We start from the raw sequence: 25249 nt of genomic DNA, 5'->3' as shown, positions 1-25249 counted from the left end.
ATTCCTTTATGATGTTGAAAGCTTAGGTTCCGTTTACCCGCTGCATGCCTGCTTTGGCCCGCTGGTCAAGGGAATTCTTATAATCATGGCCTTTCATGCTCAGGCAACGCTGATAGCATTCAATGGCCTTGGCTTTTTCATTTCTCTTTTCATAAATGTAACCCATTTGAAGGGAAGCTCTTGCGGCATAATATTCCGGCCGGCTGCTCCCTACTTTAACGGTTACCTCATACATGGCAATCGCCTGGTCGTCTTGTCCGCTTTCATCATAAATACGTCCCAGGCGATAGGCATATTCCAGTTTATCTTCCATGGCCGGGAAATCGGCTGCCTTTTTTGTCAGCAGCATACTCAACGCTTTAGGAAAGTACCCGCCATCACTCAGCAGTCTTACCCTCAATAAAAAAGGATTGGGCCACTTTCCAGCTTTAGCTTCTTTCAGCGCCTGTTTATCCGCATCCGTTTCAAGGCCCCCTTTCGTCATAATCATTTCCCGGTATTTATCTGCCGCGGCCTGATTACCCTCCAGGTAATAATACCAGCTCAATCGCTGTAAACATTCCTTTACATAAAACTTGCCCTTGAAATTATTGACAAACCGCTCGAGGTAAATATGTGCATCCGGGTCCAGTTTTGTTAGTTTTAATAAGCCCATTACATAATTGTAATACTGGATATCCGCATATTCAGCAGTGTCGTTCCGCTCCTGTAGTACCTTTAAGCCAACGGCCGCCTTCTGGTTATTCAGCGACAGGTTCGCCACCATCAGGGCAAACAGGTAGTTGTTTTTGGTGTCCAGCTGTTTGCGCTGCAGGAATTCCCAGGTTTCTTCCGGTTTGTTCACAATAAACAGCATCAGGTAGCAATAATAGTAATAGGACTCCTCCCTGAACATTTTTGCTTCCGGCGCATTGCTCTCAATGAACTTATTCACATTCGCCATCCCTTCCTTCATACTGCCTTTCAGTCCCAGGATATTGGTAATCCACTTATACCCTTCGGGAATGGTGCCAAATACTGTTTGCATAGCACCCAGTAAAAGGTTGTTGGGCACAAAATTGGGAAAACGCTGTTGGTTCTCTTTCAGTATCATATAAGCTTTCCTGATCTCCCAGGTAGCATCCCACTTTTCATCAAACTTTATCTTTACCAACGCCCACTGGAATTTGATAGCAGCCTGCGTATACAGGTAATAAGGCGAATCAGGCGAGCCTTCCGCCATCTTATTCAGCCGGAAAGAACGCAGGCTCCTTTTCCGGGAGTATTCCGCAGGATCTTCATTAAAGAAGAGCGGGAAAAAATCCGCATAGTTATCCAGAAAATAAGGCGCCAGGTTATCCGGATGCTCTTTCTTTTCCGCTTCCAGTAAAGCCCTCCCGGTGTTAAGCCGCAACTGCATAATCGCGTCATATGCCTGCTCACAACGGGCGTTAAAATCATATACTTTCTGCCTGGCACTCACACTCCAACTTACACTCAGCAAAAACAACAAAGAAAAAATAATACGCATACGGGGAAAAATTCCAGAATTAAAGGCCAAATCTCACATATCATCTTCCAAATCCCAAATAACAATTCACATTTTTTAAAGTTGCATTGCCCCATCCAATTCCCTGCCACAAAATAAAAGAACTACTACGCAAAGTACCTGCGCAACGGCATCGCTCACAAAGCTAATATAATTAGTAAAACAAAACTAAATAAATTAGTATATTTTTTACGGCTATGCCTACACGAAAAAAGGACATCCGAAGATGTCCTTTAATGTCTTATACCTGTCGATCGTTCTTTTTAGATAGTCACAGTCGCTTCCAGGTCGTTGTCTACCAGGATACGGCCGCAATGCTCACAAACGATAATCTTTTTGTGCTGACGGATTTCCGCCTGACGCTGAGGAGGGATCGCATTGAAGCAACCACCGCAGGAATCACGCTCTACTGTTACCACAGCCAGACCGTTACGGTAGTTTTTACGGATCTTTTCGTAAGCCTGGAGTAAACGCGGGTCTACTTTTGCTTTTGCCTCTTCGCTCTCTTTACGGAAAGCTTTCTCTTCTTTATCTGTTTCAGCAATGATCTTTTCCAGTTCGCCTTTCTTGTGCTTCAGGTTTGCTTCTTTATCAGCAACTGCCTTCTTGGCAACTTCCAGGACACGGCTTTTCTCTTTAATCTCTTCGTTGGCATCCTTGATATGCTTTTCTGCCAGCTTGATTTCGAGCGCCTGCATCTCCATTTCCTTGGTGATCGCCTCAAACTCACGGTTATTCTTCACGTTGTCCTGCTGCTTCTCGTACTTCTTGATCAGCGCTTCGGCCTCTTTGATAGCGTTCTTCTTGCTGGCAACGAAGTCCTGTATACCTTTCATCTCATTTTCGATGTGAGACTGACGGGTGTTCAATCCTTCGATCTCGTCTTCCAGGTCCTTTACCTCCATCGGCAACTCCCCTTTCAGCACCTGGATCCCATCCAGTTTGGAATCAATCTTCTGTAATCTGAGTACAGACGCTAATTTTTCTTCAACGGAGTATTCTTTTACGGTTGCCATGTATTATAAATAATTTACCGGGTTTGTTTTAATCGTAGATTTAAGAGGCGCAAAATTACGGAATTTTTCAGTCAATATATGATAAAATAATTCCACTGTGAACTGCTCGCTCTCAAAATGTCCAATATCTGCTATAATTAATTGATTATCAGCATCAAAAAATTCATGATATTTAAAATCTGATGATATGTAGGCATCCGCCCCGGCCGCTATCGCCTGCTTTAACAGGAAACTTCCCGCCCCTCCACACAACGCCACCTTCTTTACGGCCTTCCCCCTCAATGGGGTGTATTTCACACAACCTGTTCGGAACTGATCCTTCACATATTGCAAAAATTGCATTTCTTCCATGGCCTCGGGCAAAATACCCAGCAACCCCGAACCTACCTGCTGGTATGCATTATCCAGACTCACAATGTCGTACGCCACCTCTTCATATGGATGGCTGTTCTGCAAAGCCTGCAAAATTTTACCTTCCAAATATACCGGAAAAATTACTTCCAACTTTATTTCTGCCTCAAAATGTCTTTTTCCCGGTGTTCCTACATAGGGGTCCGTTCCCTCGGCACCCTTAAAAGTACCCTGGCCGGCGCCGTTAAAACTACATTCGCTATAATTTCCGATATGCCCCGCACCCGCCTCAAACAAAGCCGCCCTTACCGCTTCTATATTCGCTTCAGGCACAAATGTGTATAACTTCTTTAACAACCCCCGCTTCGGCTGCAGTACCCGGCACTGCTCTAAACCCAGTTTGGCCGCCATCTGCGCACAAACGCCGTTCCTCACATTATCAAGGTTGGTATGTGCGGCATATACCGCTATATCGTGTTTGATAGCCTTTATAGCCACCCTTTCCACATAATTATTCCCATTGATCTTCTTAAGTCCTCCAAAAACGATCGGATGATGCGCAATCACCAGGTTACACCCTTTCGCAATTGCCTCATCTATCACCTCCTCCGTTGCATCCAATGTCAGCAAAGCGTTGGTTACCTCCTGGTCCGCCCTCCCAAATATAAGCCCGGCATTATCATAACTCTCCTGGTACTGCACAGGAGCAAACTGCTCAATAACCTGTATGATCTCTTTTATTTTCATATCTGCAAAAATTAATGGTTCATTCCCGGCATCAACTAAATTTGCAAAAAAATAAGTTTTATGCCCGGAAGCAAATCTACAGCAGAACTATATGCGGATTACAAAATAAAAATGCAAAAAATTGCAGATGTAAAAAATGCACTCGCAGTACTGGGATGGGATCAGGAAACCTACCTGCCGGAAAAAGGAGCCGGGTTCCGTGGTCAGCAAATTACCACCCTCAGTACCATCGCTCACGAACTATTCACCGCCCCGGAACTGGATGCCGTTTTACAGGCACTGAAAGGAAATACTGCCGGCGACGCCGTAGCACAGAAAAACATCCTGCTCTCCACCGAAGATTTTGAGAAAAATAAAAAATACCCGGCCGCTTTCGTCGCTGAAATGTCGACCGTTACCAACGAAAGTTATCATGCCTGGATAAAAGCCCGCAAAGCCAACGACTACAACCTCTTTGCGCCCGCCCTCTCCCGGATGATTGCCCTCAAAAAACAGGAAACAGATATCCTGGGCTATGAAGGCCACCCCTACAACGCCCTCCTTAATGAATACGAAAAAGGTGCTACCACGAATATGCTGGACACCATTTTCAACGAAGTGAAAACAGCGTTATCGCCACTGCTCACGCAAATATCGGAACAACCGGCCGTCGGTAAAGACTTCCTCCACCTCCGGTATAACCGCGACGCACAATGGAAATTCGGTATCACGCTGCTGGGAAACATGGGCTACGATATGAAAGCAGGTCGCCAGGATATTTCCGAACATCCGTTTACTACCAGCTTCAGCCCCCTGGATGTGAGAGTAACCACCCGCATCGATGAAAATGATTTTGGGAACATGACCTGGAGCTGCATCCACGAAGGCGGACATGCACTCTATGAACAGGGCCTGCCCACAGAACAATACGGGCTCCCTTGCGGAGAAGCCACCAGCCTGGGTATCCATGAATCACAATCCCGGCTGTGGGAAAACAACGTGGGCCGCAGCCTCCTTTTCTGGCAGCATCACTATCCGCGCCTGCAACAACTCTTCCCGGAAAACCTCGGCAATGTATCCCTGCAGGACTTCTACAAAGCTATCAATAAAGTACAGCCATCACTGATCCGCACCGAAGCCGATGAACTGACGTATCATTTCCACATCATGATCCGTTACGAAATTGAAAAAGGACTCATCGATGGCAGCATCGATGTAAAAGATCTGAAACATACCTGGAATGAATACTATCGTCAATACCTGCACGTAGAGGTGCCGGACGATGTACAGGGCGTACTGCAGGATATCCATTGGTCACATGGCAGCTTCGGCTACTTCCCCACCTATTCCCTCGGCAGCTTCTATGCAGCACAATTTTTTACCGCTGCGCAAAAACAGGTGCCCGGGTTAGATAACAACATCGCCGCCGGTAACTACCAGCCTTTGCTGGAATGGCTGCGTCATAACATCCATCCCTTTGGCAGATTTTATACGTCCAATGAATTATGTGAAAAAGTAACGGGGAAACAATTGGTATTTGGGGACTTCCTGGATTACGCGAAGAAAAAATATGGCGGAATTTATGGCCTTTAACAGTTTTTTTGTCTTGCCCAGGATTAACAGTGATTATGATGATTTTCAAGATTTTTTTCTTGTGATTATAACTTGATTTTAAAAGATTCGGGAAGATCTAAGCGAATTTATCAGCTTTAGATCTTCCCGAATCTTTTAAAATCAAAAAAGAAAAAATCTTGAAAATCATCATAATCACTGTTAATCCTGGGCAAGAAAAAAATCACAGTCCCGATAATTTCTCCAGTTCCGTCAATTCCATCACCCCTTGTTTCCTCCACACCTCCTTTCCATCTTTATAAAAAATAAAAGTTGGTAACGCCGCTGCATCTATGGCCTTCATTACGTCGAGGTCCTTCCCGCCATCCACAAATACTTTTTTCACCTGTGTATGCTTCCGGAAGAAGTTGGCCAGCACCGGTTCCATCTGCTTACACGGCGGACACCACGCGGCGCCAACATCTGTCAGTACCATTCCTTTTCCGCTAACCGCATTGTTATAATCTGTAAGGTTAAGCTGGGGTTGTTTTTCTCCGGCGCCTTCCAAAGGTTTACCGGCCTGTTTCCAGGCATTAATTCCGCCTTCCAGCTCCACTACCCGGCTAAATCCGTTTTCCCGCATCCATTTAGCAGCAGCACTGCTGCGACCTCCACTCAGACAATAAACATATACCGGCTTCTTTTTATCCAGGTATTGCACCCTGTCTTTGAACTCTGCTTTCCTGGTATAATCAGCCTGTAAAGCATTGGGTAAATGCCCTGTATTAAATTCGCCGGCTGTACGTACGTCAAATACCTGGATGCCAGGCTGTTGAATATCTTTGTCAAACGCCGCCGCATCTTCAGCCTGCTTTTGCTGCGCCATCAACGAAGATCCTGCAAACAACAGGGTAATGGTTAATAAGAATCTGCACATAGTCTTTTGAGTTTCGGCATAAAATTAATAAACAACTCACAACCTTGTCTGGCCGGATGAGAATTATAACAGGGATACAATGTTTTTATATCGAAATATGGTGTAAACAATTCCCGGTACTCCGCTTCCGAACCACCAAAGGGAGGTCCGGTTCTTTCAAAACTCCTGTTAAACAATACCCCGGCCAGGTGACCTCCCGGCTTGATCAGCGAATGCATATGCTTCACATAATCTGCTCTGCGTGAAGGATCTATGGCACAAAAAAATGTTTGCTCCAATATAAGATCATAAGTGCCGGTATGTGAAAAAAAGTCTCCCTCCAATACCTTCACACGGGTACGGGCAAACGTTTTTTTTAGTTGTTCCACCAATACCGGTGCAATATCAAGCACCGTTACGTCGCTGAAAGCCTGTCCCGCCAGGTAAGTCGCTTCATAACTGTTACCCCCACCCGGAATGAGTATACGAACATCCCGGTTATGTACCTGGTCAATATACTCCTTCAACGGGGGCGACACTGCTCCCATATCCCAACCGGTATCTCCATTTACATACCTGTTACTCCAGTATTGACTATCCATATCCAATATTCTTTTATGCTAAGTTACGGCCATTCAGCCACATACATAAAACCATCGCTATTCCAAACATTATTGCTATTTTTATACTTTGATTATACCTATGTCCGGCCCTTAACGCCAACCTATGCCATGAAAAGCCTACACTACTATTTACGGATTGTCATAAGACATATTTTCTATAGTCTGCTGCCTGTGATAACCATGGCGGTAACCGTCCATGCGCAATCAGTATCCATTAAGGCGGATAAGCTGGCTGGCTGTCCCCCGTTCCTGGTAAATTTCACTGCCACAGCGGACCCCGGCTATCAAAATATTGAATGGGACTTCGGCTTAGGCGCCAACGTAACCAACGATCTCACCCCATCAAAAACTTTTCAGAATCCCGGCATCTATCACGTTAAATTAACGACGACCTACGGGCCTTCGAATGTAATCGTCAAACAACTTGATATCCAGGTATATAATAAACCTAACGCCAAATTCACCACCACCAACCTCTCAGGATGTACGCCTTATATGGCTACTTTCCGGGATCAGTCAACACCCGGCGATGGCGTCATTTCAGATATCATCTGGGATTTTGGAGACGGTGGCGGCGCCACAGGAGCCAATGCCACCCATTCCTATACGCAGGCAGGTACCTACAATGTGATCACCGCCGTAACCAACAGCATGGGATGCTCTTCCACCGGCGGCCCCGTATCGATAAAGGTACAGAGTGCCCCTGCACCGGTATTTACGGCCGACAAAACACAAAGTTGTACTACGCCATTTACCGTTAATTTCTTTAACAACACAGTTAGTAACTCCCCCGATCCGGTTACCTACTCCTGGGACTATGGCGATGGCACCACCGGTACCAGTAACCAGCACACCTATACGAAAGAAGGAAAATATACGGTAAAGCTCACCTCCCTCACCAGCGGCAACTGCCCCGCTTCGCTGACCAAAACGGATTATATTGTTATCGCCAAAGTAAAACCTGCTTTTACTTTTTCCGCGCTCTGCGCGGGGCAGAATGTAACATTCAAAAATACCACACAACCAACGCCGGACCAGGTCACCTGGGCATTTCCGGACGGCACCACACAAACCACCACTGATGCCGTAAAACAATTTACAGCAGCAGGCGACTATATCATAAAAATGCAGGCTACGCTGGGTAGCTGCATGGAAGAAATACAACAAACCATCCATGTAAACCCGGCGCCGCAAATCGATCCGGTGGCAACGCCCATCAGTGCCTGTAACACACCTTTTACCACGCAGTTTAATGCACAGTATTCCAACGCCACCACCTGGAGCTGGACCTTTGGTGACGGCGCCACTGCCACCACAGAAAACCCTTCGCATACCTATACACAGGAAGGAAATTACACGGTGAGTCTCACCGCCACCAACGCGCTGGGTTGCACTAAAACAGTTACCAAACCGGATTATATTAAAATCGTAAAACCGGACCTTTCTATTTACCGCAGTGTAGCCGAAGGTTGTGTGCCTTTACCGGTTGATTTTTATGCAGAAGTAAATATACCGGACCCCATTGTAAGCTATCAGTGGGATTTTGGAGATGGAACTACTTCCACCGCAGCAAAACCTAACCATGTTTTTACGAAAGAAGGTATCTTCTTTGTCAACCTGAAAGTTACAACGGCAGGTGGTTGCGTGGCAAGCGGCCAAACGGTGATTACAGCGGGCATTAAACCGGTGGTAGATTTCAGCGCCACCCCGCTGAAATCCTGCGCAAAGGATCCGGTACAGTTTACCAACCTGTCTGTTCCGCGCGGCACTTCCTGGAACTGGACCTTTGTACAGGATAACAGCAACAGCGCCGACGAAAATCCCAGCCATCAGTTCAATGAAATTGGTTATCATGATGTGATCCTCGAAGTGAACAATAACGGCTGCCGCGTGCAACTGATCAAACAGAAATATATCCAGATTATACCACCCATCGCGAGATTTACTACTGCACCGGATTGTATCGATCCGTATCATCGTAAGTTTACCGATAATTCTACTTTTGGCCCTATTCCCACTGCAGTAAAAACCTGGTTCTGGGAGTTTGGTGAAAACGGCGCTACCTCCACCGATCAGCATCCGGATTTCAAATACCAGACCACCGGTATTAAACAGGTAAAACTTACGATCGATAACGGTATCTGTACCAATACCTATAACCTGTCGGTAAATATTATAGATGAAAAACCCGTTATCACTACTGATAAGCCACGAATATGTAAGGGGGAAAAAATAAACGTAACCCTGGGACCGCTGAACAATGATAATATTAATGAGTATAAATGGGATTGGGGAGATGGAAGCCCGGTACAGGCCATACCTGCCTATAACTTCGACCCGGCAAAAGGAATTGCGCACCAGTACAACAAAACCGGTACATTCAATATCAAACTGACGATTACCGATAAGAATGGTTGTATAAAAGATGCTCCTGTTGTATCGATAGATGTAAACGGTACTGATCCTGATTTTAGCTACACCGGTAAACGCTGCAAGGATGAAATCTTTTCTTTTACAGATAAATCAACCGCCAATGCCGGTAACCAGGTACTCAACTGGGAATGGGATTTCGGCGACGGCAGCACGAAAGAAAACTATACCGTACAACCGGTAGACATTAAACACACGTATACCAACGCAAATGACTATACGGTAATACTAACGGTAACCGACAAGTTCAGCTGCGTGTCAAAAACGCAGCAGGTAATTCGCTTCGACAGGGTAAAGGCCGACTTCATGGTGCCGTCTAACATTGCGTGTCTCGACAAATCCTTCACCTTTGTGGATCAGTCGCAGGGCAATGTGCAAAGCTACGCCTGGGATTTTGGGGACAACACCACAGGTACCGGCAACAGACCTACGAAAATATATAATGCGCCTGGTACCTACAACGTGGTGTTAAAAGTAACCACCCCCGCCGGATGTACGGATGAAATCATCAAAACCAATGTGATCCGGGTCCCCAATCCAAAAGCATCCTTCACCATTCCTGGTAACCTTGATTTATGTCCGCCGGTGAAAGTGTTATTCACCAATACATCTACCGATTTTAAAACTTCCGCCTGGGATTTCGGGGATAATGGTACTTCTACCAAAAATGATCCTGACGTGCACATTTATGTGCGCGCCAAAACCTACAATGTAGTTTTAACAGTATATTCCGAAGGCGGTTGTTCAAGTACTGCTACGTTACCTATTACCATCAAAGGTCCCGACGGAGAAATGAAAACCACGCCCACACAGGGTTGTGTACCACTGGCAGTTAGTATCACCGCTACTTCTTCAAAAACGGACAGCTATATGTGGGACTTTGATGATGGCACAGTACTTACGTCCACAACCCCGGTTTCACCGGCGCATACCTATGTTAAATCAGGCATCTATTATCCGCGCGTATCATTGCTGGATAACCAGGGCTGCGTAGTAAAAGCCCAGGGTAATGATAAAATCATTGTAGATAAAACAGTGGCAGATTTCAGCACCAACGATTTCCAGGTTTGTGGCGGAGGGGTGGTCACCTTTACCAATAAGAGCAAAACATTGACAAAAGATTCGCTGGCACTGGATTTCACAAATGCGTGGAATTTCGGCGTACCTGGTAATCCCGCGAATACCGCCACCACCCTAAATGGCTCGTTTGATTATCCGCAGCCAGGCACTACAAATGTAAAACTGGTGGTAACCAGTGCCTATGGTTGCATCGACGAAAAAACATTGCCGGTGGTTATTCCACCTCAACCGGTAGCCGTCATCGCACCTATATCGCCACTCTGCGTATCAGGAAAAATTCAGTTATCAGGTAGCGATACTAAAAATATACCCGGCACAAAATGGTTATGGCAGGTTGGCTCCGACAAAACATTCGACCAGCAGGTACCGCCGGAAATTGCATTAAACAGTCCGGGTACCATTCCTGTGGTGCTGACAATCACCAATAGTGATGGCTCCTGCCCGGCTTCCACTACCACGAATATGGTCGTAAATCCGTCGCCGGTGCTGAATCCGTCCCCCGGTTCTGCCGCCATATGCCGCGGTAAAACGCTTCAATTGCAAGCCAACACTACTGCCAATGTTACCGTACAGTGGACCAACTATAATATTTCAGATGCTACCAATGTTGCCCCGATGGTAAAGCCGGATATCGATACCGTGTACCATATCCTGGCTACTAACGAATACGGTTGCACGAACAAAGGAGAAATCCCGGTAACAGTTACACAGCCTTTTCGCATTTACGCCCAGGACGTAGAAATATGCGCGGGTGAAAGCGTTCAAATGCAGGCAGGCGGTGCATTACGTTACCAGTGGATTCCGGCGAGAGGGCTTAACCGTACTGATATTCCCAACCCGGTAGCCAGCCCCGATGGTAATATCACCTACCAGGTGGTAGGCTATAATAACAGTACCTGTTTTACAGATACTGCACTGGCAAAAGTATATGTTCGCAGCGCGCCGGTGGTAAATGCGGGTCCGGATATCGTAACCGCTACCGGCTCCATCATCCCGCTGCCGGTAAAAGGCAGCGATGATATTATCAGGATAGAATGGACGCCGGTAAAAGGACTCAACTGTTATGATTGTTTAACTCCTACCGCTACGCCAACAGATGACATCACCTATCATGTAAAGGTGACTAACCGGTTTGGCTGCATAGGTACCGACGATATTGCATTAAAATTGGTGTGCAGCGAAGGCAACATCTTCATTCCTAATACCTTCTCGCCCAATGACGACGGGCAAAACGATGTGTTTTATGTACGTGGACAGGGAATGCAAACCATTCGGCTTTTCAGGATCTTTAACCGCTGGGGCCAGCTCGTGTTTGAGCGTACCGGCGTTAATACCAACGACCCCTCCAAGGGCTGGGATGGTACCTATAAAGGTGTGAAACTCAATCCTGATGTATTTGTGTATTATGTTGAAGTGATTTGCGATAAAGGCGCGGTGAATCTGTTAAAAGGCAATATTACCCTGCTTCGCTGATGAGGCCGTTTAAACTCCCATATCACCCCCGTTTTATGCCGCTATGGCGGTATAGAGCGGATCTAATATCAAAAAATCCGAAAATCAAAAAATTTATATATGTAATTTTTGTTAATTTGTGGAGCTATTCAGTTAATGGAAAACCTGTGTACCCTATGAAATACCTGCAGGCAAAGTGTTTATGTACATTACTGCTCCTGATATCCCTATTACAGGCAAATTGCTTACTGGCACAGCAGGCAAACTTTACCTATACGGCTTCGCCTGGCAGTTTATGCACACCCGTAACCTTCACTTTGACGAATACCAGCACCGGTACGCCTATTGCCTATAACTGGGACTTTGGAGATGGCCGGACCTCTCACGAGGTAAATCCACAGGTAACCTATACCTCCGGGGGACCTGCAAAAATTACGCTGGAAGCACAGTACCGGGTATCCGGAGGCACCAATACCAGCACTTATTTCCGGACAATGGTGATAGGAAGCACCCCTCAGATCTCCTTTTCAGCCGACGTTACCAAAAGCTGCAAACTATACAGCGCCAATTTTACAGATGGCACTGCCGGAGCGGCCAGCCGCACCTGGGATTTTGGTGATGGCACCATTGTTACCACCAGTAATGCCTTTATTGCACATAATTATACGAGCGCCGGAAAATTTGATGTAACCCTCACCGTTACTAACAGCAACGGGTGTACGGCTACATTAAAAAAGGCAGCTTATATAGATATATCTCTCCCGGATATTATCCTATCGGCACCTTTGTCGGGCTGTGTGCCCTATACAGCAGCCTTTACGGCTACCTCTGCCAACGGTGTTAACGACCCTGTTATTTCCTGGGGCTGGAATTTCGGAGACGGTAATTCACAAACAACCGTTAATGGAAATGTCAGTCACGCCTATACGCAAACAGGTACTTATAATATAGGCGTTACCGTTACCACACAAAACCAATGCGTTGTCACAAAATCATTCGACAAACATATACATACCGGCAACCCGCCTTCTAATGTAAGCTTCAGCGTATCACCTGCCAGCACCTGTGCGGGAGACCCTGTAAGACTGCTGGCCAATGCCAGTTTTGCAGATACCTATAGCTGGGATTTTGGCGACGGTACTACCGGTGAGGGGAGCAACAACGATATCAGGCACTCATTCAATGCCAATGGTACGCTGACTATACAAATGAAAGCCGGCAGCAACGGTTGCTTCACCGCTGCAGCTCCTGCTACAGTAGTGGTAACCGGCCCGGTATCGCAATTTCATGTAGTGCGCGACTGTAACGATAAAAGCAGGTTTACATTCACCAACCAATCCATCGGAATTAACGCCAATACTACCTATCAATGGGATTTCGGCGATAACAGCCCCGTCGTAACTACCAAAGATGCTGTTCACAACTATACCACCCCTGGTAATTATACCGTTCGGCTTACCATCGGCGAAAACGGTAATAACTGCCAGCACAGCAGCTTTCAAACGATATATTATTTCAGGGCCGATTTTACTGCCGGTGTAAGCGCAATCTGTCGCGGCAGTAAAGCCACCTACGAAGTGCTGAATGTACCTTTGGGACTGGTAGCCGATTATACCTGGCAATTTGGTGACGGGGAGATATATACCACCACCAACCAAACGTATGTAAAAACCTGGGCGGCCACCGGCAGTTACAGTAATCAGCTGACTATTCATTATAAAGATGCGGCCTATTGCGACGACATTGTAACAAAACCGGATGATATCAGCATCCTGGCGCCACAAGCGGGATTCACCACCGGGCCGGTTACCTGCGCAGGACAGCCGTTGTCGTTTATCAATACTACCGTCACATCGCCCAATATCCCAATCACCGACTGGTACTGGGATCTGGGCAACGGCCAAAAATCTTCAGCACAAACGCCGCCAGCTGTAAAATATACGGTATCGGGTGGTCAGGCCGTAAAACTGGTGGTAACGGATGCGCGTAACTGCAGGGATTCCCTGAGTCAAACAATTAATATCCACCCTACACCTTTTGTAAAAGCATCGGCCAAACAGGCTAAAATATGCGAAGGTAACAGCGTTGATCTCAACGCATTATCAGACGGTACCGTACAATGGCTTTCCGGCGGTAATCTGAGTTGCATTTTCTGTAATGATCCTGTAGCCACCCCGGTTGTCAGCACGCGCTACCAGGTACAATCAACTAACCAGTACGGCTGTACGGTTTTTGATTCTACTGATATTGTGGTAGTGCCAAAGGTAAATCTCACTGTTAGTAAGGATACCATAGTATGTTATGGTTCTTCAGTACAGCTGAATGCCACCGGCGCTGCTATTTACAACTGGACACCGGTAACAGGCTTAACAAATAACAACATTGCCAACCCCTTTGCAACACCGGAAACGGATATTACTTACCAGGTCACAGGCACCAACGATGCTATCTGCCCGATGAGCACACCACTTGCTGTAAAAGTAACGGTGAAGCCCGTTCCCGATGTCAGCGCCGGAAAAGATCAGACAGTAACGGTAGGCGAGGTCGTAAAACTGATGGCCAGTGGTACCGCCGATGTTGTTAGCTGGAAATGGAGCCCTGATGATTACCTGGATAATACAACCTCTCCTTATGTCACCGCCGCTATACGTAAACCCATTACCTACAGCATTACAGGCACCAATCAATATGGTTGTAAAAAAACGGATGTGGTGAATATAGATCTGATTTGCAATACGGATGTAGTATTTATACCGAATACATTCAGTCCGAATGGCGATGGACAGAATGATATTTTCTATCCGCGTGGAAAGGGCATCAACTTTATTAAATCGTTCCGCATTTTCAATCGCTGGGGACAGGAAGTATTTCATCGCGAGAAGATTAATATCGACGATATCAGCGCAGGGTGGAATGGTTCTTTCAACGGGCAGCCGCAGGCTGCTGATGTATACATTTATTTCATCGAGGCATATTGCGATACCAATGAATTTTTTCAGTTGAAAGGCAATGTAACCTTACTAAGATAATTATTTAACCTGGCTACCATGAAAATCGTATTCCGCATATTACTGACAATAGTTTGCATAACCGGTGCAACACCATTGTATGCGCAGGATATACACCTGTCACAGTTCTATGAAACACCTATTCTGCGCAACCCTGCGCTGATAGGCATTTTCAATGGGGACGTGCGCGTTCAGGCTGTATATCGCAATCAATGGAACAGCGTTACTATTCCTTACCAGACAGGTACGGTGAGCGGCGAAATCAAGTTTCCCATTGGCCGTGGTAACGACTATATCACTACCGGGCTTCAACTCACCTACGACCGCGCTGGTACTTCTAAACTCCAGTCTACACAGATCTTTCCGGCGATCAACTATCATAAATCGCTGAACGAAGATAAGAGCAGCTTCCTCTCGCTCGGTTTTATGGGAGGACTTGTACAACGCCAGTTTGATCCGGCCAACATGACGTTTAACAACCAGTATACCAACGGCCGCTTCGATCCTGCGATGCCCAGCGGAGAAGAAGGCAAACTGGCATTTAAAGGTTACAGCTACCTAGATGCAGGAGTAGGCCTGAGTTACAACAGTGTGATCGGGGAAGATGTGAATTACTTTATTGGCGCCGGGTATTTTCATTTTAACCGGGCGAAGATCTCTTTCTATCGTGATCAGAATATTGAACTGCAACCGAAACTGACATTTAATGCAGGTATTACCATACCCGTAGATGAAAGGGTAAAAGTGATTGCCCATTACAACCAGCTTCACCAGGGTACCTATTCTGAATACATTGGTGGGGCACTAATCGGGTATGGCTTAATGGACCAGGGACTGGAATCAACAAGGGCCATCTATGGCGGACTCTTCCTTAGATGGAATGATGCTATTATCCCCACTATTAAAATAGATATGGATAAATATGAGATAGCGATGAGTTATGATACCAATATTTCGAAACTAAGAACAGCCAGCCAGACCTTTGGCGGCTTCGAAATATCCCTGGTTTTCAAAGGTTTTTTGAACAGCCGGAACTCGACACTGGAAAGTGTGAATTGTCCGAGATTTTAAATAGTTAAAAATCAATTGTTTATAAAAAAGCTTGTCAAGCGTTAAAATTTAGATAAAAATGGATAAAAAGCTAACAAAATGGCGTGTGGTTTGTTATTTTTATGTAGAAGACAGGGCTTGAATCAGCTGAATTTATCAAACAAAAATTAGGAAATATTTGAAAAAAACTTTATTTTTATAACACTATGTGGAAAACCTCTACCCTCATTTTCATAATGGTTTTCAGCTTGCTATCCATTACCGGCAAGGCTCAAAGCGATAGATCCCAACCTGCACAGGACGGGGGTAATAAAAACGTGAGCAAAATTGTGAAGCTGTACCCCAATCCCGCTACTACGATCATAAACTTTGAAATTCAACAACATAATAACGACCAACTATACGATCTTATTGTATATAACTTCCTCGGAAAAAAAATAGATCAGTTAAAGGGCATTGGTACACGTACCACTATGAGCCTGGATAATTACTACAATGGTATTTATATCTTCCAGTTGCGTGATCAGCGCGGCAACCTGGTGGAGTCGGGGAAATTCAATGTCGTCAAATAGTTTACACCTGGCACCAAAATAAAAAGAAAAGTCACGATTCACATCGTGACTTTTTTCTTTTTATATTATTCGTACTGATCAGGAAACCTCCACGATCAGGAACTTCAGGTAAGTTGTATTCTCAATATTTCTAAGGATGGGGTGATCCTGTGCCTGGGTTTGGAATGTTACCTGGCGTAATTTCTTTTTCGCGTCTTTGGCAGCGGCATCAATGGTTTGCAGGAACAGCTCCGGTGATACCAGGTTGGTACAGGAAGCTGTAACCAGAAACCCGCCCGGTTTCAGCAGCTTCATACCACGCAGGTTGATCTCTTTATAGCCGGTAACCGCTTTCTGGATATTTTCGCGGCTTTTGGTAAACGCCGGCGGATCCAATATTACCACATCAAACTTCTTTTCTTCTTTTGTCCACTGTTTCAGCTGATCAAACGCATTAACCGCCTGGAATTTACAGATATCCTGCAGGTTATTTAACTCCGCATTTTTACGGGCCGTAGCAACAGCCGTTTCTGAAATATCCAGTCCCAATACGCTCTTAGCGCCGTAAAAACCAGCATGACAGGAGAAAGTACCGGTATAGCAAAATGCTTCCATGACATCTGCTCCTTTTACAAGATGTTTGATTTCGCGACGGTTGTCCTGCTGATCCAGGAAATAGCCGGTTTTCTGGCCATTTACAACATCCACATGGAATTTAAGCCCATTTTCATTGATGACCAAGTTGGTGTCGAAAGCCGCACTCAGGAAGCCTTTCTGTTGGATCATGCCTTCCAGTTCCCTTACCGGCACATCATTCCTTTCGTATATTCCCTTTGGTGAAAAAATGCGATTGAGCGCGTCTACAATGGCGCCCTTCCACTTCTCAATACCCAGGGCCAGTGTTTGTATAACGAAGTAATCGTTGAATTTATCAATCACCAGCGCAGGCAAGTCATCGGCTTCTCCGAATACCAGGCGGCAGTTTTCCACATAGCCCAGCTTTTGCCGGTATTCCCAGCATTTCAGGAGGCGGCGGTAAAAAAATTCGGGGTTTATTTCCTCATTTTTGTCGCGGGTCAGGAGGCGCACCAGGATCTGGGATTGAGGATTTATATAACCACGTCCCAGGAAAAAACCCTTATGTGTGTATACATCTACAATATCACCGGCATTTACATCTCCTTTAATTTCGGCTACTTCATTGCCAAAAATCCAGGGATGCCCTTGTAATACCCTGTTTTGTATCTGTTTCTTTAAAAAAACTTTAGTCATTTATTGTATTTCGAGGGGCAAAGGTACTGAATAGGAATTACGAATCAGGAATTACGAATAACGGATTTATAGGAAGATATGGGCAAATACAGCTCTTTTCGCTGGTATCCGGGCGCAAATCCGTCATTCGTAATTCATCATCCGTAATTCTCACTTTTTCTGACTTTTTGTCGCCTAAACCGCTGTTGGCAAAGAAATTGACTGGTTACCTTCGCAGACAATTATTACTTATTATGACAGAAAACGAAAAAGACATGCAGACAAACGGACATGCTAACACTGGTAGCGAAAACGAAAAAGGCATGCCAGAAGAAAATATAAGCGATAGTTCAAATACGAATAATGAGTCAGATGAAGTAACGGAACTTGAAAAAAAGGAACAGGAAGTAAACGAAATACGCGATAAATATCTCAGGCTGCAGGCGGAATTTGACAATTACCGCAAACGCACTGCCAGGGAACGTATAGAGCTGATGCAAACTGCCAGTAAAGAAGTTATCATATCTTTGCTGGATGTACTGGACGATAGCGACAGGGCAGCCAAACAGCTGGAAAACACCACGGATGTAGCCGCCATCAAAGACGGCGTAATGCTGGTGTTTAACAAACTGAGAAGTACCCTGCAGGCAAAAGGGCTGAAGCAAATGGAGAGCATTAACACCCCGTTTGATCCTGATTTACAGGAGGCTATTACCGAAATACCAGCACCCACACCGGACCTGGCAGGAAAAGTAGTAGACGTATTACAGCCGGGTTATTACCTGAGTGACAAGTTGATTCGTCATGCCAAGGTAATTGTCGGCAAATAAAATGACGATGTGGCATAATCTCTAATGATTGCCTATGCTATGCTGACGTAAAACAATTTTTTTACCGAACAAAAGCTGATGCCTGCATCAGCATTAAGTGATTACTAGAATGTCTACCAAAAGAGATTATTACGAAATACTGGTTGTTGCCAAATCTGCTTCCCAGGATGAAATCAAAAAGGCCTACCGTAAGGTAGCCATGCAGTTTCACCCTGACCGCAACCCGAATAACAAAGAAGCAGAAGATAAATTCAAAGAAGCAGCTGAAGCTTATGAAGTATTAAGCGACCCTGATAAAAGGGCGCAATACGACCGTTTTGGCCATGCAGGCATGAATGGCAACCGTGGCGGTGGATTTGGTGGTGGTGGAATGAACATGGATGACATCTTCTCCAACTTTGGTGACATATTTGGTAACGATGATATTTTCGGAAGCTTTTTTGGCGGCGGTGGCGGCCGTGGTGGTGGAAACCGCCGTGGACGCGGTACCCGTGGTTCCAATCTCCGGGTAAAGATCCGTCTTACCTACGAGGAAATTGCAAAAGGCGCCAACAAGAAAATAAAAGTAAAAAAATATGTACCCTGCCAGCACTGTGGTGGCCTGGGTGCTAAAGATAAAAACGCATTCCAGTCATGTAATACCTGCGGTGGTTCCGGCCAGGTAAGGAAAGTAACGCAAACTTTCCTCGGACAAATGCAAACCGTTACCACCTGCCCCACCTGTCATGGTGAAGGCCAGATCATTACCAGCAAATGCGGCCACTGTAAAGGAGAAGGCCGTATGTATGGTGAAGAAATGGTAAGCATCGACATCCCGGCAGGCGTACAGGAAGGTATGCAGCTGAGCATGAGCGGAAAAGGTAATGCAGGTGAAAGAGGCGGCGCCCCCGGTGATCTGCTCATCCTCATCGAGGAAGAACCACATGCAGAACTGCAGCGCGACGGACTCAATGTTGCCTACGACCTCTACATCTCTTTCCCCGATGCTGTATATGGTACCTCCCTGGAAGTGCCCACCATCGATGGTAAAGCCAAAATAAAAATCCCTGCAGGTACACAAAGCGGCAAAATATTCCGCCTGAAAGGCAAAGGGTTCCCTTCTGTTAATTCATACGAAAAAGGCGACCAGCTGATCCATGTAAATGTATGGACACCGCAAACCGTATCAGCAGAAGAAAAAGAAATGCTCGACAGATTACAATCGTCCGATAACTTTAAACCCAATCCCGAAAAGTCTGAAAAAGGATTTTTTGAGAAAGTAAGGGATATTTTTAGTTGAGCGGAAGACTGAAAGCATAAAGCTAAAAGCTATTATAGCGAAGATAGAAGCGGATAAAAATTTGGGTATACGCTTTTAGCTTCGCTATAATAGCTTTTAGCTTTATGCCTTCAGCTTTATGCTCTCATTCAAATGAAGCAATGGACTCTAAACTGCAGATGTTCGAAAACCGGCTCACGAAAGTATTCCGGCATATTTCCAAACTGGCCCGCCGGCAAAATATCACCTGCTACCGGGTGTATGACGATGATATTCCTGAATTCCCTTTCAGCATTGAAATGTATGAAGATCATGTATACATCGCTGAATATAACCGTAAACATGGTATGGAAGAAGATGCCCACGAAGAATGGCTCGATACCTGCCTGGAACTGATCAGCAAAGTACTCGGCGTACCACCCGGCAAGATTTGGGTAAAACAACGGCAGCGCAAGGAAAACAGGCAAAGCCAGTACGAAAAGCTCAGTCTCGAAAGCCATATTATGACGGCCCACGAAGCCGGACTGCAGTTTAAAGTAAATCTCTCCGATTACCTGGATACCGGTTTATTCCTCGATCACCGCATTACACGCAGCATGGTAAGGGAAGAAGTAAAAGATAAAAAAGTACTCAATCTCTTTTGTTATACAGGCTCCTTTTCCGTTTATGCCGCAGCCGGCGGCGCCGCAGAAGTAACCTCCGTTGATCTCTCTAAAACCTACCTGGCATGGGCGGAAGAAAATATGCAGCTCAATGGATTCAACAGCCCCGCCTATACGTTTGTTCACGCGGATGTATTACAGTATCTCGATACACTAAAACTGAATACCTACGATGTGGTGATCATCGATCCTCCTACCTTCTCCAACAGCAAGCGGATGAAGGATTTCCTCGATATTCAGCGGGATCATGCCGATATGCTTAATAAAGTATTGCTGGCTACCAAAAAAGACGGTGTAGTGTATTTCAGCAACAACTATCGCAGGTTTGTACTGGAATCCGATAAAATCAATGCTGCCAGCATAAAAGATATTACCAAACAAACGCTCCCTTTTGATTTTCAACAGAAGCTGATCAGGAAGTGCTACCGGCTCACCAAGTAAAGCCTAATGCTTTGCTTTGCGTACCATTTTTATCATCTTTAAAAACTCGTGCCGGTAATACCCGTTATCATTCCCCAGGGCATTCCGGGCTATCTGCATCACCATATCCATATTGCCGTCACCGCAATACGACGACTTACGCAGCAGCATACCAAACAGTGCTACTGCCGCTGCAAAGCGGCAATCATCGGAGGCTTTGTCAAAGCTTTTCAAGCCGGGCGCCATATCACCTGCCAGGTATTGTACAGTAGTATCCTGCGGCAAACGATAGGCAATACGCACGCGTGCCAGCAATGTATCAGCGGGGTTTTGCACCGCTGTGGGCACAATTTCGTATAATGCCACCGAACAGTGGCCACTGCCAATTATCCCGCCACTGTATTCGCTTTTAATGGAAGTATCTGCAGGCAGTATTTTATTTTCATAACCAATAAGCCTATACGATTTTACCAATGCCGGGTTAAACCATACTTCCGATTGCACATCGCGGGCAATTGTGAACAGGGTGCTGCCAAATTCACGGGCAAATATTTTATTGGCTTCTTCCAGGTCATCTATATACGCGAAATTACCATTTCCTTTGCTGGACAAGGATTGCAACTTGGAATCCTTATAATTTTTCATGCCAAATCCCAGGCAGGTAAGTAATACGCCACTTTCCTTCTGTTGAAGGATCAGCTGCTCCATTTCTTCGTCGCTGCTGAGGCCCACGTTAAAATCGCCGTCTGTAGCCAGTATCACCCGGTTGTTGCCGCCGGGGATGAATGCTGCTGTTGCAATATGATAAGCCATTTTAATCGCTGCCTCTCCTGCCGTAGCGCCACCGGCATTGAGATTATCAATAGCATTGAGGATCTTTTCTTTCTGATCACCGGCGGTTGCCGGCAACATAACACCCGGCTCACCGGCATAAGCTACAATCGCTACTTTATCGGCCGGGCGCAGGTTATTCACGAGTATACGAAAGGCTGCCTGTAACAGCGGCAGCTTGTTGGAAGTACCCATGGAACCGGAAACATCTATCAGGAAAACAAGATTGCTGGGAGGAAAGCTATCCGCTTCCAGGGCCCGCGCCCGGATGGCAATCTGCAACAGGCGATGATTATTTTCCCAGGGACAGGAAGTATAGTTGCTGTACAATGCCATTGTATTACCCGCTAACGGTAACGGGTAATCGTAATGAAAATAATTAATCATTTCCTCGATGCGTACGGCATCTGTGGGAACCGGTTCTTTCAGGCGCAGAAAACGACGGATATTGCTGTAGGCCGCCCTGTCCACATCTATGGCAAATGTGGAAGAAGGATGATTATCCGTACGCATAAATTTATTCTCGTAAGTGGCGCCATAAGTTTCATTGTAAAAAGAGTGGATACCCATCCCTGTATTGCCGTAATTGGGGTTACTGCTGTGCAGCATTTTTGACCTGGCTTTGGCCATGGCAATAGGGTCCGTATCTTTTCGTACAGGCGATAACGTTATTAAAAGTCTGTCGGATTTATTAACCGTTACCTGTTTGGGGAGATAACCGTTTTGCGTAAACAACAGTGTGGCAGTAGCCCCGGGGATGACAATTTTAAAAAGACCGAAAGCGTTCGTGAGCACATTAGTTGTGTCGTCTGTCACCTTCACCTGTACACCGGAAATGGGGCGGTGTGATATGCTGTCTTCTACCGCTCCCGACACCCAGCCTGTTTGCGCTTGCAGCCCTCCACCCCAAAGGAATAAGAGTAAAAGGAACTTCCGCATGTATTAAGTTAAGATTTTTTCCGGGCAAGCGCCCGGAAAAAATAGTTACTTCTCAGATTCCACCAGTTGATATATTTCGGGCAGATTCCGGCCCAGGCCATCATAGTCGAGGCCATAGCCCAACAGGAACTTATCCGGAACGGAAAAGCCCAGGTAGTCGATTTGGATAGGATGTACCATGGCTTCCGGTTTGGTGAGCAGGGAAGCTACAATCAGTTTTTTAGGTTGCTGGTGTTCCAGTTGCGGCAGGAACTGGCTCATGGTTTTACCGGTATCCACAATATCTTCCAGGATCACCACTGTACGGCCAAAAAGATCTTCATCCAGGCCAATGGCCTGCACTACATTACCGGTAGATTTGGTGCCCTTATAAGAAGCCAGCTTTATAAAAGAGATTTCCGCCTCAATAGTGAGGTGTTTAAACATATCTGCGGCAAACATAAATGAGCCGTTCAGAATGGCAATAAATAAAGGGCGTTCTCCCGCCAGATCTTTGTTAATCTGTTCCGCCATTTCCTTAATACGCTGCTGCAATTCTACAGCACCGATATACGGCTGGAACTGTTTGTCATGCACCTTAATTACGGACATAATACTTCTACATTTCCTTATTTAACAATCATAAGCGCAAAAAGATCACTGCTTATTTATTTACCAGGAGTCGCTGACCTATTTTTATATCAGCACCCTGCAAATTATTCCATTCCTGTAACTGTGTAACAGATCTGTTGTACATTTTAGCGATACCATACAGTGTTTCTTTGGGTTGCACTTCATGATAGCGGTTGCCTGCCTTCTGCACCGGCGTGGGGGCAGGTTTGGGAGGGGCAGGTGAAGGCTGTGCAGCTGGTTGCGGAGCAGCTGTTCCGGATCCGGCGGTAGTTGTTACCTGACCTGTTTTTTTCAGGTCCTCGATCATGGCTACCGGAACACCACCTGCAGGCCGGGAGGCCGGTTGAGCGTCCGGCACCGTAGTTGCAGCACCGGTATTTTTAGCTACTTCCTCTTTAATATCTTCCACGGCCTTACGTGGGGAGAAGTCTTCCGGTGGTTCCTGGTCTTCTTCCTTCAATACCCGGGTATTTTTTGCCAAACGGGGAGCGCTGTTAGCGAAACCGTCCAATGTTAACCGCTGGCCGGCAGCCGGTTCTTCCCCTTCGTTCATTTTGTTACGGCGGCGCAGCCATCTTAGCTGTACCCCTTCGGCCTGGGCCACATCGTGCATGGTTTCACCATTCACTACCGCATGAAATTCTTTGCCTCCTCTCTTACTTTTCTTTTGTAAGAAGACAATCATATCTTTTTTGGGCGGGTTATCATTTTCCAGGTCGTTAAAGCGTACCAGCTTACGTAGACGCATATTGCGCTGATCGGCCAGCTGGATAAGGGAAGTACCCGCCTTTACAAAAACCGCCTTGCGGCCGTTGATTTCAAATATACCTTTTGGATAGTTAGCGGTAGCGGGTTTGGAGCGGTTGTGATTATTTTTTCCGGGAGAAGTTCTGGCCTCTTCCTTTGGAATTACTTCTGCATACTGCGTTCCGTCGGTTTCGATGCCGCCACTGCCCGGATCTTTACCCATGGCAATCAGGGTATACCGTTGCAGGTCATAGTCTTCAATAACCTTGATCAACTGCTGCGGATAAGTTTTGTTGGTGGCATATCCCGCCTGTTTCAAACCAAATGCCCAGGATTTATAATCATCCCCGTCAAACTGGAACAGGAAGGCATAACGCGGATTGCTATGTAAAAAATCGGAATGATCCCTGTAGGAATCGCGGGCGGTTTCATATACCCGGAAGCACTCCTGTGCGGCATCATCATCGTACTTAATGGTTTTCCCGGTCCAGGTATTTTTACATTTGATACCAAAGTGATTATTTGACTGTAAGCACAGCGTACCGTTGCCAGACTGTGTTTCAACAATCCCCTGCGCCAGTTTAATGGCGGCGGGCACACCTGAGCGGCGCATTTCCTCAATGGCTAAGTTTTTATAGGTGGCAATATACTGCTGGGTGCTCATTGTTTGAGCCTGCAGTATGGTAACGAAGCCAATAAGAAAACTGACTACCAACAAGAATTTTCTTACTTGCATGTATTTTCGGATTTAATGGGCGTTTTATTTTTTCCTGATCAACAGTACACCATCGCGGATGGTGAGTAATACCTGTTCGGCACGATCATCTGCCAATACCTTCTCACAAAAACTAATCATAGCCTTTGCCTGACGGCCCTGCTCATTTTCAGGCAACAACACCTGTCCATGATACAACACGTTATCTGCCAGGATAAAGCCCCCAGGACGTAACTTATCCCATACCAGGTCGTAATACTGCTCATATCCTGACTTGTCTGCATCAATAAACACCAGGTCAAATTCTTCGTCCAGTTGTTCAATGATTTCAGCAGCCTTGCCTATGTGCATCTTAATTTTATCTGCTTGTCCGCTGGCCTCGAAATACCGCTGACAAAGGGTTTCCAGCTCTTCGTTGATATCCACGGTATGCAACAGACCGTCTGCCGTTAGCCCTGCAGCCAGGTAAATGGCCGAATACCCGGTATATGTACCCAGTTCAAGAATACGGCGTGGACGAATCATATGACTCACCATGCTCAGGAACTGTCCCTGTACCTGCCCGCTCAACATATGCGGAAGCTCCACTTTCAGATGTGTTTCCCGGTTCAACTGATACATTAGTTCAGTTTCCGGGCTGGTATATTTCTCTGAATAGGCCTCTACTGCTGCCGGTATGAGCATATATTAAAATTTCTGCAA

Annotated in this window: 18 protein-coding genes; 8 read left to right on the top strand and 10 right to left on the bottom strand. The window is 46.0% G+C overall.

Features of this window, described 5'->3' with window-relative positions; translation table 11 throughout:
• Positions 1–22: 22 nt before the first annotated feature.
• The 3 genes from KE626_RS19535 to KE626_RS19525 form a co-directional block, all read right to left on the bottom strand.
• Positions 23–1510, bottom strand: a complete 1488-nt coding sequence (locus KE626_RS19535; protein ID WP_211974609.1) for a tetratricopeptide repeat protein — start codon at positions 1508–1510, stop codon at positions 23–25.
• Between the two features lie 281 nt (positions 1511–1791).
• Positions 1792–2544, bottom strand: coding sequence for a zinc ribbon domain-containing protein (locus tag KE626_RS19530; RefSeq protein WP_211974608.1), 753 nt, complete (start codon positions 2542–2544; stop codon positions 1792–1794).
• A gap of 3 nt (positions 2545–2547) precedes the next feature.
• Positions 2548–3642, bottom strand: a complete 1095-nt coding sequence (locus tag KE626_RS19525) for a Nif3-like dinuclear metal center hexameric protein (RefSeq protein ID WP_211974607.1) — start codon at positions 3640–3642, stop codon at positions 2548–2550.
• 60 nt (positions 3643–3702) lie between these two features.
• Here KE626_RS19525 and KE626_RS19520 point away from each other — a divergent pair, with 60 nt between their 5' ends.
• On the top strand, positions 3703–5214 hold the full coding sequence (locus KE626_RS19520) for a carboxypeptidase M32 (RefSeq protein ID WP_211974606.1): 1512 nt from the start codon (positions 3703–3705) through the stop codon (positions 5212–5214).
• Positions 5215–5416: 202 nt separating this feature from the next.
• Here KE626_RS19520 and KE626_RS19515 read toward each other — a convergent pair whose 3' ends face one another.
• Both KE626_RS19515 and KE626_RS19510 read right to left on the bottom strand, forming a co-directional pair.
• Entirely contained in the window at positions 5417–6109 is a 693-nt protein-coding gene (locus KE626_RS19515; protein WP_211974605.1) for a rhodanese-like domain-containing protein, read from the bottom strand.
• Positions 6091–6690 (bottom strand): methyltransferase domain-containing protein, encoded by a 600-nt coding sequence (locus KE626_RS19510; RefSeq protein ID WP_211974604.1) that lies wholly within the window; start codon positions 6688–6690, stop codon positions 6091–6093. The genes KE626_RS19515 and KE626_RS19510 overlap by 19 nt, the downstream gene beginning before the upstream one ends.
• 129 nt (positions 6691–6819) lie before the next feature.
• Here KE626_RS19510 and KE626_RS19505 point away from each other — a divergent pair, with 129 nt between their 5' ends.
• The 4 genes from KE626_RS19505 to KE626_RS19490 all read left to right on the top strand — a co-directional run bounded on the left by KE626_RS19505 (position 6820) and on the right by KE626_RS19490 (position 16303).
• A complete protein-coding gene (locus KE626_RS19505; RefSeq protein ID WP_211974603.1) occupies positions 6820–11694 on the top strand; it encodes a PKD domain-containing protein in 4875 nt (1624 codons plus the stop codon).
• Positions 11695–11849: 155 nt separating this feature from the next.
• Positions 11850–14702, top strand: a complete 2853-nt coding sequence (locus KE626_RS19500) for a PKD domain-containing protein (protein ID WP_211974602.1) — start codon at positions 11850–11852, stop codon at positions 14700–14702.
• A gap of 18 nt (positions 14703–14720) precedes the next feature.
• Positions 14721–15752 carry a PorP/SprF family type IX secretion system membrane protein gene (locus KE626_RS19495; protein WP_211974601.1) on the top strand — a complete coding sequence of 344 codons (1032 nt, stop codon included), beginning with the start codon at positions 14721–14723 and terminating at the stop codon, positions 15750–15752.
• Between the two features lie 185 nt (positions 15753–15937).
• On the top strand, positions 15938–16303 hold the full coding sequence (locus KE626_RS19490; protein WP_211974600.1) for a T9SS type A sorting domain-containing protein: 366 nt from the start codon (positions 15938–15940) through the stop codon (positions 16301–16303).
• Positions 16304–16381: 78 nt separating this feature from the next.
• On the opposite strand, the gene KE626_RS19485 is transcribed toward KE626_RS19490, so the two are convergent.
• The gene (locus KE626_RS19485; protein ID WP_211974599.1) at positions 16382–17554 is read right to left on the bottom strand and encodes a class I SAM-dependent rRNA methyltransferase; all 1173 of its coding nucleotides are present in this window, start codon (positions 17552–17554) and stop codon (positions 16382–16384) included.
• 233 nt (positions 17555–17787) lie between these two features.
• Between KE626_RS19485 and KE626_RS19480 the strand changes: the two genes are divergently transcribed.
• From KE626_RS19480 to KE626_RS19470, 3 genes are all read left to right on the top strand, one after another.
• Positions 17788–18363, top strand: a complete 576-nt coding sequence (locus tag KE626_RS19480) for a nucleotide exchange factor GrpE (RefSeq protein WP_249207572.1) — start codon at positions 17788–17790, stop codon at positions 18361–18363.
• A 109-nt stretch (positions 18364–18472) separates the two neighbouring features.
• Positions 18473–19642 (top strand): molecular chaperone DnaJ, encoded by a 1170-nt coding sequence (gene dnaJ / locus KE626_RS19475; RefSeq protein ID WP_211974598.1) that lies wholly within the window; start codon positions 18473–18475, stop codon positions 19640–19642.
• A 140-nt stretch (positions 19643–19782) separates the two neighbouring features.
• Positions 19783–20724 (top strand): class I SAM-dependent methyltransferase, encoded by a 942-nt coding sequence (locus tag KE626_RS19470; protein ID WP_249207571.1) that lies wholly within the window; start codon positions 19783–19785, stop codon positions 20722–20724.
• 3 nt (positions 20725–20727) lie between these two features.
• Here the strand turns inward: KE626_RS19470 and KE626_RS19465 are convergent, their stop codons facing one another.
• From KE626_RS19465 to KE626_RS19450, 4 genes are read right to left on the bottom strand one after another with little or no spacing between them, the layout of a single operon-like run.
• Positions 20728–22473, bottom strand: a complete 1746-nt coding sequence (locus KE626_RS19465; RefSeq protein ID WP_211974597.1) for a YfbK domain-containing protein — start codon at positions 22471–22473, stop codon at positions 20728–20730.
• A gap of 45 nt (positions 22474–22518) precedes the next feature.
• Positions 22519–23064, bottom strand: a complete 546-nt coding sequence (gene hpt, locus KE626_RS19460; RefSeq protein ID WP_211974596.1) for a hypoxanthine phosphoribosyltransferase — start codon at positions 23062–23064, stop codon at positions 22519–22521.
• A 52-nt stretch (positions 23065–23116) separates the two neighbouring features.
• Entirely contained in the window at positions 23117–24568 is a 1452-nt protein-coding gene (locus KE626_RS19455; RefSeq protein ID WP_211974595.1) for a glucosaminidase domain-containing protein, read from the bottom strand.
• Positions 24569–24592: 24 nt separating this feature from the next.
• Complete coding sequence (locus tag KE626_RS19450; RefSeq protein ID WP_211974594.1) at positions 24593–25231, bottom strand: O-methyltransferase; 639 nt, start codon at positions 25229–25231, stop codon at positions 24593–24595.
• Between the last annotated feature and the right edge of the window lie 18 nt (positions 25232–25249).

The sequence above is a fragment of the Chitinophaga hostae genome (assembly GCF_018224885.1).
In the GTDB taxonomy this organism is placed as follows: domain Bacteria; phylum Bacteroidota; class Bacteroidia; order Chitinophagales; family Chitinophagaceae; genus Chitinophaga; species Chitinophaga hostae.
This window is presented reverse-complemented; position numbering and strand designations above follow the sequence as displayed.

What these genes read in the sequence shown, in the direction of transcription:
- dnaJ (WP_211974598.1), top strand. Translation starts at nt 18,473, where the DNA reads ATGTCTACCAAAAGAGATTATTACGAAATACTGGTTGTTGCCAAATCT.
- KE626_RS19465 (WP_211974597.1), bottom strand. Translation starts at nt 22,473, where the DNA reads ATGCGGAAGTTCCTTTTACTCTTATTCCTTTGGGGTGGAGGGCTGCAA.
- KE626_RS19535 (WP_211974609.1), bottom strand. Translation starts at nt 1,510, where the DNA reads ATGCGTATTATTTTTTCTTTGTTGTTTTTGCTGAGTGTAAGTTGGAGT.
- KE626_RS19505 (WP_211974603.1), top strand. Translation starts at nt 6,820, where the DNA reads ATGAAAAGCCTACACTACTATTTACGGATTGTCATAAGACATATTTTC.
- hpt (WP_211974596.1), bottom strand. Translation starts at nt 23,064, where the DNA reads ATGTCCGTAATTAAGGTGCATGACAAACAGTTCCAGCCGTATATCGGT.
- KE626_RS19500 (WP_211974602.1), top strand. Translation starts at nt 11,850, where the DNA reads ATGAAATACCTGCAGGCAAAGTGTTTATGTACATTACTGCTCCTGATA.
- KE626_RS19480 (WP_249207572.1), top strand. Translation starts at nt 17,788, where the DNA reads ATGACAGAAAACGAAAAAGACATGCAGACAAACGGACATGCTAACACT.
- KE626_RS19495 (WP_211974601.1), top strand. Translation starts at nt 14,721, where the DNA reads ATGAAAATCGTATTCCGCATATTACTGACAATAGTTTGCATAACCGGT.
- KE626_RS19485 (WP_211974599.1), bottom strand. Translation starts at nt 17,554, where the DNA reads ATGACTAAAGTTTTTTTAAAGAAACAGATACAAAACAGGGTATTACAA.
- KE626_RS19515 (WP_211974605.1), bottom strand. Translation starts at nt 6,109, where the DNA reads ATGTGCAGATTCTTATTAACCATTACCCTGTTGTTTGCAGGATCTTCG.
- KE626_RS19530 (WP_211974608.1), bottom strand. Translation starts at nt 2,544, where the DNA reads ATGGCAACCGTAAAAGAATACTCCGTTGAAGAAAAATTAGCGTCTGTA.
- KE626_RS19455 (WP_211974595.1), bottom strand. Translation starts at nt 24,568, where the DNA reads ATGCAAGTAAGAAAATTCTTGTTGGTAGTCAGTTTTCTTATTGGCTTC.
- KE626_RS19470 (WP_249207571.1), top strand. Translation starts at nt 19,783, where the DNA reads ATGGACTCTAAACTGCAGATGTTCGAAAACCGGCTCACGAAAGTATTC.
- KE626_RS19490 (WP_211974600.1), top strand. Translation starts at nt 15,938, where the DNA reads ATGTGGAAAACCTCTACCCTCATTTTCATAATGGTTTTCAGCTTGCTA.
- KE626_RS19450 (WP_211974594.1), bottom strand. Translation starts at nt 25,231, where the DNA reads ATGCTCATACCGGCAGCAGTAGAGGCCTATTCAGAGAAATATACCAGC.
- KE626_RS19520 (WP_211974606.1), top strand. Translation starts at nt 3,703, where the DNA reads ATGCCCGGAAGCAAATCTACAGCAGAACTATATGCGGATTACAAAATA.
- KE626_RS19510 (WP_211974604.1), bottom strand. Translation starts at nt 6,690, where the DNA reads ATGGATAGTCAATACTGGAGTAACAGGTATGTAAATGGAGATACCGGT.
- KE626_RS19525 (WP_211974607.1), bottom strand. Translation starts at nt 3,642, where the DNA reads ATGAAAATAAAAGAGATCATACAGGTTATTGAGCAGTTTGCTCCTGTG.